This is a genomic window from Thioalkalivibrio sp. ALJ7 (assembly GCF_000376865.1).
In the GTDB taxonomy this organism is placed as follows: domain Bacteria; phylum Pseudomonadota; class Gammaproteobacteria; order Ectothiorhodospirales; family Ectothiorhodospiraceae; genus Thioalkalivibrio.
Genome location: NZ_AQXQ01000012.1, coordinates 635,099 through 647,153, shown reverse-complemented (window position 1 = coordinate 647,153; position 12,055 = coordinate 635,099). Strand labels below are relative to the sequence as shown.

Below are 12,055 nucleotides of genomic sequence, written 5' to 3'. Positions count from 1 at the left end.
ATGAGCAACACGACTACTGTGCACGTCCCGGATATCGGCGACTTCAAGGACGTTGAGATCATTGAGGTCATCGTGAGCCCCGGTGACAGCGTGGCCCCCGAGGATCCGCTGATTACGCTGGAGTCCGACAAGGCCTCCATCGAGATCCCGGCGCCCCAGGGCGGCACCGTGAAGGCGCTGAAAGTGAAAGCGGGCGATCGGGTCAACCAGGGCGATCCGATCCTGGAGCTGGAACCCGCCGAGGAGGGCGCGGCCGAGGCCGATTCCGCGAAGAAGGAAGAAGCCTCGAAGGACGAGGCCTCCGCTAAGCAGCCAGCGGCCGAGAAGGCCGCAGCGGACAAATCCGATAAGGCCGCACCACCGAAATCCGCGGCTGCCAAGGCCGCCGACCGGGCTGACGGACCGCGCCCGTCCCCCACCGAGCACATCCGCGACGAATCGGCCTTCCGCAAGGCCCATGCCTCGCCGGTGGTGCGCCGGTTTGCGCGTGAGCTGGGTGTCGACCTGACCAAGGTCGAGGGCTCCGGGCGCAAGGGCCGCATCCTGCGCGAGGACGTGCAGGGCTTTGTGAAGCGCGCGCTGAGCCAGGGCGCCGGCGGCGGCCTGGGCGTCGAGCCGATGCCGGAGATCGACTTCTCCGAGTTCGGCCCGATCGAGACCCAGGCGCTGTCGAAGATCAACAAGCTCACCGGCAAGAACCTGCATCGCAATTGGGTCACCGTCCCGCATGTCACTCAGTTCGACGAGGCCGACATCACTGAGCTCGAGGACTTCCGCAAGTCGCTGAAGGCCGAGTACGAGAAGAAGGGCGTGAAGGTCACCTTCCTGCCGTTCCTGATGAAGGCGGTGGTCTCCGCGCTCAAGCAGTATCCGCGCTTCAATGCCTCGCTGGATGCGACCGGCGAGAATCTGATCCTGAAGCAGTACTACAACCTCGGCATCGCGGTGGACACGCCGGACGGCCTGGTCGTCCCGGTGGTGCGCGATGTGGATCGCAAGAGCCTGGTCGACATCGCCGCCGAGCTGATGGACCTGTCCCAGCGTGCCCGCGACAAGAAGCTCAAGCCCGCGGACATGCAGGGTGGCTGCCTGACCATCTCCAGCCTCGGCGGGATCGGTGGCACCCAGTTCACCCCGATCGTGAATGCCCCCGAGGTCGCGATCCTCGGTGTGTCGCGCTCCAGCATGAAGCCTGTGTGGAATGGCAAGGACTTCGAGCCGCGCCTGATCTTGCCGCTGGCGCTGTCCTACGATCACCGAGTGATCGATGGCGCGCTGGGCGCCCGTTTTGCCACCACGCTGAGCGCATTGCTGTCCGACATGCGCCGCATGCTGCTGTAACGACCGGAGCTTTGTCATGAGCCAGACCAAGACCATCGAGGTCCCGGATATCGGGGATTTCAAGGACGTCGAGATCATCGAGGTCCTGGTACAGCCGGGCAGCGAGATCGCGCCGGAGGATCCGCTGATTACCCTGGAATCCGACAAGGCGACCATCGACGTGCCCGCCCCCGAGGCGGGCACGGTCAAGAAGATGCACGTGAAGGTCGGGGACAAGGTATCCAAGGGCAGCAAGCTCCTGGACCTCGAAGCCAGTGGCGATTCTGCGGGTGGCGAGGATGCGGGGGCGGCCGGCGGTGGCGCCAAGGCCGGATCCGCGCAACCGGAATCGGCCGCCGCGAGCGAGTCGAACAAGGCGGCGCCCAAGGCCGCCGCCGATCCGAATACCGACAGCCAGTGCCAGGTGCTGGTGCTGGGTTCCGGCCCCGGTGGTTACACCGCGGCGTTCCGCGCGGCCGACCTCGGTCTGGATGTGGTGATGGTCGAACGTTACCCGCAGATCGGCGGGGTCTGCCTGAACGTCGGTTGCATCCCGTCCAAGGCGCTGCTGCACGCCGGCGAGGTGCTGCACGAGGCCGAGCGCTTTGCTGCTCTGGGCATCAAGTTCGGCGCGCCGGAGATCGATCTCGACGGGCTGCGTGGCTACAAGGGCAACGCGGTCAAGAAGCTGACCGGCGGGCTCAAGCAGCTGTGCAAGCAGCGCAAGGTACGTGTAGTACAGGGTGTGGGCGAGTTCGTCGGCGCCAACAGCATTGCCGTCGAAGGGGACGAGGGCCGCGAGGTGATCGGCTTCGAGCACGCGATCCTCGCGGTCGGTTCACAGGCGATCAAGCTGCCCGGCTTCCCCTGGGACGACGAGCGGGTGATGGACTCCACCGATGCCCTGGACCTCGCGGAGATCCCCGAGCGTATGCTGGTCGTCGGCGGCGGCATCATTGGGCTGGAGATGGCCTGCGTGTACGAGGCTCTGGGCAGCAAGGTCACAGTGGTCGAGCTGTCCGACACCCTGATGCCGGGCGCGGACCGCGACATCGTGCGCCCGTTCGAGAAGCGCGCGAAGAAGCGCTTCGAGAACATCTTCCTCAAGAGCAAGGTGAACGGGGCCAAGGCCACCAAGGCCGGGATCGTCTGCCAGTTCGAGGGCGAGGCCAAGGGCCTGCCGGAAGAGGACACCTTCGACCGTGTGCTGGTCGCCGTGGGACGCAGCCCGAACGGCGCGCAGATCAAGGCCGAGGCGGCGGGCGTGCAGGTGACCGAGCGCGGCTTCATCGAGGTCGACAGCCAGCAGCGCACCAACGTCGAGCACATCTTCGCCATCGGCGACGTGGTCGGCCAGCCGATGCTGGCGCACAAGGCCACCCACGAGGGCAAGGTCGCGGCCGAGGTGATCGCCGGGCACAAGGTGCACTTCGACGCCCGCGCGATCCCGTCGGTGGCCTATACCCATCCCGAGGTCGCCTGGATGGGCGTGACCGAGGAGCAGGCCAAGGCCGACGGCATCGAATACACCAAGGGCGTGTTCCCCTGGGCCGCCTCCGGCCGCGCGATCGCCCTGGGTGCCGAGGATGGCATGACCAAGCTGCTGTTCGACGCCGAAGGTCGCGTGATCGGGGCCGGCATTGTGGGCCCGTCCGCCGGCGATTTGATCGGCGAGGCCATGCTGGCGCTGGAGATGGGCGCCGAGATGGAAGACATCGGCCTGACCGTGCACCCGCATCCGACGCTCAGCGAGACCGTAGCCTTTGCCGCCGAGGTTGCGCACGGGTCGATTACCGACATCCTGCCGCCGAAGAAGCGCTAGCGCTTCATGACCGGCCTGCGCCAGTGGCTGCGTCTCATGCTCCCCTGCGTGCTTCTGGGGGCTGGCATCGTCACGGCCGGTGCCGCGCCGTACAGCGAGCCGCTGGAGCGCAGCACCTGGCAGCTGACCGAGGACGACGACATCTGTCGTATCGAGCAGTCGGTCCGCCATGGCGGGACGCTCGGTTTCGAGACCCGGCCAGGACTGGTGACTGGGGCCTACTGGGAGGCGCCGTACCCCATGCCCGAGGGGCATTCGCCACGGCTGCGCACCGGTGCACCGGAGTGGTTGCGACCCGCCTCAATGGCGCCGCTGGACCTGCAGCTAGAGGCCCGCGACGACCGGATCTTTCGTGTCCCGCAGTCCCTGGTTCAGCCCCTGAAGGCGCGTCTGTTGGCGGGTCACGATATTCGTATCGATTTCCCGGATGGTGATGATTGGGTGCATTTCCGGGGGATTCGCTTTGCGCTTCGTGCACAGGACTTCCGTGCTTGCTACGGGAGTCATACTCGGCCCGCGGCCGCCCCGGAGGCGGGGGCCCTGGAGCGCTGGAGCGTCTATTTCGATACCGGCCTCCACCGGCTTGATCGCGAGGCGAGGGAGACCCTGGAGGCGGCGGTTCAGGCCCTGGCCAGCGTTGCGGCCCCACGGGTCCGAGTCGTGGGCTGGACCGATGCGGAAGGCCCGCTAGGGATCAACGAGGCCCTAAGCCGCGACCGTGCCCGAGTGGTCCGGGAGGCCTTGGTGGAGGCAGGGGTTGCGGCCGAACATATCGAGATCGAGGCACCGGGCGTGGACCCGGCCGCCGAGGGCGCTCGAGCGGCTTCGCGTCGAAGCGATATCTGGTGGCTGAAGGGCGATCGGGAGGCAGGCGAAGCCCCGGCCGAGGCGGTTTCAGACCCTCGGACTGAACCGCCTGCAGGCCCAGTTCCCATCCCGCCCGAACCCTCCGGCACCCCGGCGTGGTAGTGACGGAAGTCGCTATAACGACTATATCTTCATGTTAAGACAAGGACTGGCATTCTTATGAGCTCCTCGATCAAACGCGTCGTCCTCGCCTACTCCGGTGGCCTGGATACTTCGGTCATTCTTAAATGGCTGGAAGATACCTATGGCTGCGAGGTCATCACCTTTACCGCCGATCTCGGTCAGGGCGAGGAAGTCGAACCGGCCCGTGCCAAGGCCGAGGCCCTGGGCGTAAAGCAGATCTATATCGAGGACCTGCGCGAAGTCTTCGTGCGCGACTACGTATTCCCGATGTTTCGGGCCAACACGATCTACGAGGGCGAGTACCTGCTGGGTACTTCCATCGCCCGCCCGCTGATCGCGCGTCGCCTGGTGGAGATCGCCGAAGAGACCGGGGCTGATGCCGTCGCCCACGGTGCCACCGGCAAGGGCAATGATCAGGTGCGCTTCGAGCTGGGCGCCTATGCGCTCAAGCCCGGTATTCAGGTGATTGCCCCCTGGCGCGAGTGGGACCTGAATTCGCGCGAGCGCCTGATGGCCTACGCCGAGCAACACAACATCCCGGTGGACTACAAGAAGCAGGGTACGAAGTCGCCGTATTCGATGGATGCGAATCTTCTGCACATCTCCTATGAGGGCGGCCCGCTGGAGGACCCGTGGACCGAGGCCGAGGAGGACATGTGGCGTTGGTCGGTCTCGCCCGAAGCCGCGCCGGACGAGTCCGAGACCCTGACCATCGGTTTCGAGAAGGGCGACCCGGTCTCGATCAACGGTGAGCGCATGAGCGCGGCCGATCTGCTCGCGAAGCTCAACGAGCGAGGTGGTGCTCACGGCGTTGGTCGTCTGGATATCGTCGAGAACCGCTATGTCGGCATGAAATCCCGTGGCTGCTACGAGACCCCGGGCGGCACCATCCTGTTGCGAGCCCGTCGCGCGCTGGAATCCATCACCCTGGATCGCGAGGCGGCGCACCTGAAGGACGAGCTGATGCCGCGTTACGCCAGCATTATCTACAACGGCTACTGGTGGAGCCCGGAACGGCGCATGTTGCAGGCCGCAATCGACGATACCCAGGCCGTGGTCAACGGCGAGGTGCGCCTGCGTCTGTACAAGGGCAACGTGATCGTGGCGGGCCGGCGTTCCGAGGACACCCTGTTTGACGACGCCATCGCGACCTTCGAAGACGATGCCGGCGCCTATGACCAGAAAGACGCCGAGGGCTTCATCCGTTTGAACGCCCTGCGTCTGCGTATCGCCGCGAGCCGTAATCGGAAGCCCACATGACATGAAGGAGCGTGGCCGCAGACGTCCATCGTTCAGGGCGCCAGAGGCTCGGCGCCTCCCGCGATGGATGTTCGGTGGCCTGGCTCTGTTGCTGACCTTGATCGGACTGACTTCGGTGTCGCCGTTGTTGGCCGACGAGCCGCAAGCCGATGAGCAGCGGCTCATTCTGGGGGTGCTGGCACACCGTGGCGAGGACGTGGCGCGCCAGAACTGGACGCCCTTTGTCGAGTATCTGAGTGAGCAGATCGAGGGTGCCCGCTTCGAACTGGAGCCGGTGGATAACGACGAACTGCAGGCCGCTGTGGCCGCCGACCGGTTTGACCTGATCCTGACCAACAGTGGTTCCTACGTGATGCTGGAGCAGCGTCACGGGATCTCGCGGATTGCGACCATGCAGCCGCGGCAGATGGGGCGTGACGAGGATCGCTTCGGGGCGGTCGTGATCGCGCGCGCCGACCGCGAGGACCTGGTGGAGCTGGAGGATCTGCGTGGCCAACGTCTGTCCGCTGTCCACCCGGATGCCTTTGGCGGCTGGTGGATGACCTGGCGCGAACTGCAGGCGGCTGGGCTGGATGTCGAACGCGACCTGGCGGCCATTGTGTTCACCGGATTCCCGGTTGGGCGCGGCCTTGATTGGGTGCTGCGCGGCGAGGTGGATGCGGCGACCTTCCGTACCGGAATTCTCGAGGACCTGGAGGCCCGTGACGATCCGCGGCTGGAACAGGTCCGGGTGGTCGGCGAGCGCGCCTTCCCCGCGTTCGACCATCGTTCCAGTACGCGGTTGTATCCCGAATGGCCGCTGGCGATGCGAGGCGACCTGGATGCCTCGCTGGCGCACTCGATCCTGCAAGCTACGTTGGCGCTGGATGCCGAACACCCGGCCAGCCAGGCAGCGGAGATCACCGGTTGGTCCGCGCCACGCTCCTACGAGGATGTCCATGGCCTGATGTTCGAGCTGGGTGTCGGGTTGTATGCCCCGCAACCGTTCAACGCACTGGAATGGCTGCGCAGCAACCTCGTCTGGCTGGCTTCCGGGCTGGCGGTTCTTGCGTTTTTTGCGCTGTTGTATGTCTCCCGCGTGCATGCCCGGATGCGCCGATCCGGCCGCAATCTCGAACGCAGTATGGATGCGATGCCCGATGCCGTGATCACCCTGGATGCGCATGGCGGGATCTCCTATATAAACCCCGCGGCTCGTGAACTGACCGGTCTCAGCCGGGACCAGGTCCTGGGCTGTTCACTCGATCAACTTCTCGATCTGCGCGAGCTGGGCACCGGGCGCCCCCTGCTACCGGAGCGGGCTCGGGGTGAAAGGCTGAACCAGGCCCTTGGTGATCGCTCTGATGCCCGATTGGTCCGCCGTGACGGCCACGAACTGATCGTGCGGATCGCGCGCACGGCGCTGGATCCGGTAGCCGGGAGTTCGGTGCGTACCCTGCTGGTCCTGACCGATGTCTCCGAAGAGCGCCGGCTGGTGGACCGACTGGTGCACGAGGCTAGTCATGACAGTCTGACCGGGTTATTGAATCGGCGGGCCTTCGAGCGTGAACTGGAGATCGCCCTGCATGCCGCCCGAGAAAACCACGTCGTTGCCAGTCTTCTGCTGGTGGATCTGGATTACTTCAAGGACGTCAACGATCGTCATGGTCACCGCGTGGGTGATGAATTGTTGCGACAGGTGGCGCGTGTCCTGCACGACCTGACCCGCAATCACGATGCCGTGGCACGGATCGGGGGCGACGAGTTTGCCATTATCGCCCGCGACACCAACGCCGAGTATTCACGCATACTGGGGCAGCGCATCTGCTCGGCCTTGGCCGACCGCCCGTTGCAGGTCGAAGCGCGGGACGTCACCATTGGGGCTTCGGTTGGCGTGGTCGAATTGGGGCCGGATGTGCCGGGTGTGGACGAGGCCTTCGTCGCGGCGGATCGCGCCTGTTATCAGGCCAAGGACCAGGGGCGCGGCCAGGTGACGGTCGCCCGCAAGGCGGACATTCACGCTATACCTGGGGTTTGACCAAGGCACGCCCCTCCCGGATCACGGTTCCACCACCTGGCATGCCGCCGTCCTGGCCGCCCGGTGACCCGCTCAGAAAAAGGAATCACATGTCTGTTGTCTCCCGCTTGCGAATGGGCCTTCTGGCCCTGGTGGTCCTGGGCCTGACCGGCTGTGCGACGGTACCCAGCGAGGACCGTCATCCCGACGACCCATGGGAGTCCTACAACCGAGCGGTCTTTGAGTTCAATCAGGATTTTGACGAGTCCTTGTTGCGCCCCGCCGCCGTGCAGTACCAGCGTTTGCCGCAGCCGGTGCAGACCGGTGTCGGGAATTTCTTCTCCAACCTGAATGACGTGGTGGTGCTGTTCAACAACCTGCTGCAGGGCAATCTGGAGAACGCGGCGTCCGACACCGGTCGCCTGCTTTTCAACACCACTTTCGGGGTGTTCGGGTTGATTGATGTCGCCTCGCCGATGGGCCTCGACAAGAACAACGAGGACTTCGGGCAGACCCTCGGGGCCTGGGGTGTTGCCCGTGGGCCCTACCTCCAGCTCCCGTTCCTGGGCCCGAGCACGGCCCGTGATGCGCCCGCTCGCTTGGTGGACGGGTACGTGAGTCCGCTATACCACACCAATTTGCGCGACGATCACTCGGGCTGGTGGGCCGGCCTGATCGCGCTGGATGTGATCGACATGCGGGCCGGTCTGATCCCCACCGAGCGCATGTTGGCTCAGCTGTCCGATGACCCCTACATCGCGATGCGCCAGGGCTATCTGCAGCGCCGCGACTTCCTCGTGCGCGATGGCATGTCGGACGAAGAGGCCGATGCCATGCTGGACGAGCTGGAGGAACTCGAGGCCCTGGAGGCGATGGAGGCCGAGGAGGGAGGGCTTTGAACGGCGTCTTCACGATATTCAACATCTTGCGACTGCGTGCCGGCCCGCAGGACCTTCCGGCGGATAGCGGGACGCTGATCTTCTGGGTCGGCATTGCCCTGATTGCCGGCATGGTGGTCGGGATACCCCTGTATGGCTTTGGCCAGGCCCTCGCGCTGAACGTGATGGACCTGGTGGTCCTGTACGCTTTTGTTGCCATCGTGCTGACCATCCGGGGTGTGCCCGATCGTCTGCGCCAGACCTTTACCGCGATGGCCGGGACCGGGGCGATTTTGGGCCTGTTGATGGCGTTGTTGATGCTGTTGATGGGCGGCCCGGATCCTGGGCGGGAGCCCGAAGACATCGCGACCGGCGTCGTGCTGGGGATGCTGACCCTGCTCGCCTGGCTGTTGCTGGTGTTCGGTCATATCCTGCAGCAGGCGCTGGGGCTCGGCCTGCGCTTGGTCGGGATGCTGCTTGCGCTGGGCTACGTGGTGATCTCCAGCGTGCTGACCCAGACCGCGATCGGGCTGTTTCAGTGAGCACCCGGCGCCTGCATGTTCTCGGTATCGGCGGTACCTTCATGGGCGGTCTTGCCCAACTGGCACGGGCGCAAGGTTACGCGGTCACCGGCTCGGACCAGAAGCTGTATCCGCCCATGAGCGATCAGCTCGAGCAGGTGGGGATTCCCTATCACGAGGGGCATGACCCGGGGACGCTGCCCGCGCAGTGTCCGGTCGTGGTCGGCAACGTGATGCGTCGCGGCATGCCGATTGTCGAAGCGGTGCTGGATCGCGGGCTGGACTACACCTCGGGCCCGCAGTGGCTGTCCGAACACCTCCTGCGCGATCGCTGGGTCCTGGCCGTTGCCGGTACCCACGGCAAGACCACCACCGCCAGCCTGCTCGCCTGGATCCTGGAGTACGCGGGCATGAGTCCCGGCTTCCTGATCGGCGGCGTGCCGGGCAATTTCGGGGTTAGCGCACGCTTGGGCGAGAGCCCCTTCTTTGTGATCGAGGCTGACGAGTACGACAGTGCTTTTTTCGACAAGCGCGCCAAGTTCGTGCACTACCGACCGCGCACCCTGGTTCTGAATAATCTCGAATTTGACCATGCCGACATCTACCCCGATCTGGCCGCTATCGAGCGTCAGTTTCACCACTTGGTGCGCACGGTGCCAGGGCAGGGGCGCATTCTGATGCCATCCGCCGACGCGGCGCTGGAACGGGTGTTGGAGATGGGCTGCTGGACGCCGGTGGAGCGTCTGAGTACCGATCCGGATCCCGGCGCACCCACCGCGCTGGCCGCGCGTGCCCTGAACCCCGAGGCCTCGGCCTTTGAGGTCCTGGCCGATGGCGTGGTGCAGGGCCGGGTGGACTGGTCGTTGACCGGGCAGCACAACCTGTCGAATGCCCTGGCCGCGCTGGCCGCGGCGCGTCACGCCGGTGTACCGCTGACGACCGGGATTGCGGCGCTGCCCGGCTTTCTGGGTGTGCGTCGACGCCAGGAACTGCGCGCCGAGATCGATGGTGTCCGGGTGATCGACGACTTCGCCCATCACCCCACCGCGATCCGCCTGACGCTGGAGGGGCTGCGCGGCCAGGTCGCAGTCGGTGGCCGCCTGGTGGCGATCCTGGAGCCGCGTTCCAACACCATGCGCATGGGGGTGCATGCCGATGCGCTGGGCGCGGCTCTGGCCCAGGCCGATGCCGTACACCTTTACCATGCCCCCGAGATCGACTGGTCGACTGATGTCTTGCAGCAGCAACTGGGTGAAAACCTGGTTGTGGCGCACGATATCGAGTCCTTGTTGCAAGGGATTCTTGCCACGGTGCGCTCCGGCGATACGCTGGTGATCATGAGCAACGGAGGCTTCGATGGGCTGCATGTGCGCCTGATTGATGCCCTGCAGGGAACCCCCGTATGAACGAACGCCCGCGCAGCATCTCTCTGGCCCTGACCGGGGCCTCCGGTGCGCCCTATGGCCTGCGTCTGTTGCAGTGTTTGGTCGAGGCCGGGATCCAGGTGCACTTGATGCTGTCGAAGCCGGCCCAAGTGGTGCTGGGTCTGGAGACCGATCTCGAGGTTCCAGGACGCCCAGTGGAGATCGCGCGCTACTTCAGCGAGCGCTATCAGGCAGCCCCCGAGCAGATCCACTGCTATGGCGCCGAACAGTGGACTGCGCCGGTGGCCAGTGGCTCGGCCGTTCCGGAGGCGATGGTGGTGTGCCCTTGTACGACCGCAACCGTGTCGGCGATCGCGACCGGCGCCTCGCGCGGGTTGATCGAGCGCGCCGCCGACGTCGTCCTGAAGGAGCGCCGCAAGCTCCTGCTGGTGGTGCGCGAGACGCCCTTCTCCGAGATCCACCTGGAGAACATGCTGCGCCTGGCGCGCATGGGTGCGGTGGTGATGCCGGCGAACCCGGCGTTCTACCATCGGCCGCAGTCCATCGACGACCTGGTCGATTTCATGGTGGCGCGAGTGCTGGATCACCTTGACGTCGAGCACGCCCTGGTGCCGCGCTGGGGCACGGCACCGATGCCGGGAGAGGATGCATGACGACGTTGCCGCTGTTTCCGCTGAACACGGTGCTGTTCCCCGAGGGCTTGCTGCCCCTGCGGATCTTCGAGACCCGCTACCTGGACATGGTCCGGCGCTGCCTGCGTGACGATGGCCGCTTTGTCATCGTCGCCACCGAACCGCAACCCGAGTCCGGCGGACCCCCGTCCGAAACCGATCCCTCCGTGGGCTTCCACGGCGTGGGTACCGAGGCAGTCATCGTGGACTGGGACCAACGTCCCGATGGCTTGCTGGGCATCCTGGTCAAGGGTGAGGGGCGCCGCGTGATCGAGAACGCCCGGCGCGCCGACGACGGCCTGTGGCTGGGCGATGTGGAGCCCCTGCAGGAGTATCCCGAGGTGAGTCTTCCGGTCGATTACGCCTCGCTGGCGGATCTCCTGGAGCGGTTGCTGGACCAGCTGGGCACGCCCTGGTCGCATCTCGAGCGCCGTTTCGACGACTCCACGTGGGTAGCGGCGCGTCTGACCGAACTGCTCCCCATCGATCTCGAGGTCAAGCAGCAACTGCTGGAAGCAGACGACCCGATCGAGCGCCTGGAGCGCCTGCGAGCGGCCATGCTCGCAGCATCGAAATCCTGAAACCCTGAGACGGGGCTGTTAAGGTTTCGGATCAAATTCTTAACCGGAGCCTCTACCATGGCCGTTCAGGAACTCACGCAGGACAATTTCGAATCCACCATTACCGGGAATGACATCGTCATCATGGACTTCTGGGCCCCCTGGTGCGGGCCGTGCCAGCAGTTCGCCCCGACCTTCGAAGAGGCCTCGGAAAAGCACTCCGACGTGGTCTTCGCCAAGATCAACACGGATGAGGAGCAGGGCATCGCGGGTGCGTTCCAGATTCGTTCCATCCCGACCCTGATGATCTTCCGCGAACAGATCATCGTGTTCTCGCAGCCTGGCGTGCTCTCTGCCGGTCAGCTGGACGAGGTGCTGGGCAAGGTGCGCGAGCTGGACATGGAGCAGGTCCGCGCCGATGTCGCTCGCCAGCAGCAGGAACAGGAGCAGGCCGGCGGCGCCGCGTAAGCGAACCCGCACCGCTGCACTCCCGCGCAGGGCGACTTTCCCTGCGCCACCAAACCCGGTCGAGCCTCGCGCTCGCCGGGTTTTTGCGTGTGGGGTGCGGGCTACCCTCGTAGAATGACGCCTTGCGTGACGGATATCCCCTTCGTACCCCAACGGAACCCGCCACCCTGTCTCAGCCGCGAAA

The 12,055-nt window shown here is 65.4% G+C and carries 11 protein-coding genes; all 11 read left to right on the top strand.

What is annotated here, in order from left to right; genetic code table 11:
- The 11 genes from aceF to trxA all read left to right on the top strand — a co-directional run bounded on the left by aceF (window position 1) and on the right by trxA (window position 11,871).
- A complete protein-coding gene (gene aceF, locus D002_RS0111700; protein ID WP_018142111.1) occupies window positions 1-1,341 on the top strand; it encodes a dihydrolipoyllysine-residue acetyltransferase in 1,341 nt (446 codons plus the stop codon).
- A gap of 16 nt (window positions 1,342-1,357) precedes the next feature.
- Complete coding sequence (lpdA, locus tag D002_RS0111695; RefSeq protein WP_018142110.1) at window positions 1,358-3,142, top strand: dihydrolipoyl dehydrogenase; 1,785 nt, start codon at window positions 1,358-1,360, stop codon at window positions 3,140-3,142.
- A 6-nt stretch (window positions 3,143-3,148) separates the two neighbouring features.
- Complete coding sequence (locus tag D002_RS0111690; protein WP_018142109.1) at window positions 3,149-4,111, top strand: OmpA family protein; 963 nt, start codon at window positions 3,149-3,151, stop codon at window positions 4,109-4,111.
- A gap of 57 nt (window positions 4,112-4,168) precedes the next feature.
- On the top strand, window positions 4,169-5,392 hold the full coding sequence (locus tag D002_RS0111685; protein ID WP_018142108.1) for an argininosuccinate synthase: 1,224 nt from the start codon (window positions 4,169-4,171) through the stop codon (window positions 5,390-5,392).
- A 67-nt stretch (window positions 5,393-5,459) separates the two neighbouring features.
- Window positions 5,460-7,409 (top strand): diguanylate cyclase domain-containing protein, encoded by a 1,950-nt coding sequence (locus D002_RS0111680; RefSeq protein ID WP_018142107.1) that lies wholly within the window; start codon window positions 5,460-5,462, stop codon window positions 7,407-7,409.
- An 89-nt stretch (window positions 7,410-7,498) separates the two neighbouring features.
- Window positions 7,499-8,287 (top strand): VacJ family lipoprotein, encoded by a 789-nt coding sequence (locus tag D002_RS0111675; RefSeq protein ID WP_196800125.1) that lies wholly within the window; start codon window positions 7,499-7,501, stop codon window positions 8,285-8,287.
- Window positions 8,284-8,808 carry a hypothetical protein gene (locus D002_RS0111670; protein ID WP_018142105.1) on the top strand — a complete coding sequence of 175 codons (525 nt, stop codon included), beginning with the start codon at window positions 8,284-8,286 and terminating at the stop codon, window positions 8,806-8,808. The genes D002_RS0111675 and D002_RS0111670 overlap by 4 nt, the downstream gene beginning before the upstream one ends.
- Entirely contained in the window at window positions 8,805-10,193 is a 1,389-nt protein-coding gene (gene mpl / locus D002_RS0111665) for a UDP-N-acetylmuramate:L-alanyl-gamma-D-glutamyl-meso-diaminopimelate ligase (RefSeq protein ID WP_018142104.1), read from the top strand. Before D002_RS0111670 ends, mpl begins: the two co-directional genes overlap by 4 nt.
- Entirely contained in the window at window positions 10,190-10,825 is a 636-nt protein-coding gene (locus D002_RS0111660; protein WP_018142103.1) for a flavin prenyltransferase UbiX, read from the top strand. The genes mpl and D002_RS0111660 overlap by 4 nt, the downstream gene beginning before the upstream one ends.
- Window positions 10,822-11,424: an LON peptidase substrate-binding domain-containing protein gene (locus D002_RS0111655; RefSeq protein ID WP_018142102.1), complete on the top strand. Its 603-nt coding sequence runs from the start codon at window positions 10,822-10,824 to the stop codon at window positions 11,422-11,424. The genes D002_RS0111660 and D002_RS0111655 overlap by 4 nt, the downstream gene beginning before the upstream one ends.
- A 57-nt stretch (window positions 11,425-11,481) precedes the next feature.
- Window positions 11,482-11,871 (top strand): thioredoxin, encoded by a 390-nt coding sequence (gene trxA, locus D002_RS0111650; RefSeq protein WP_018142101.1) that lies wholly within the window; start codon window positions 11,482-11,484, stop codon window positions 11,869-11,871.
- Window positions 11,872-12,055 lie beyond the last annotated feature (184 nt).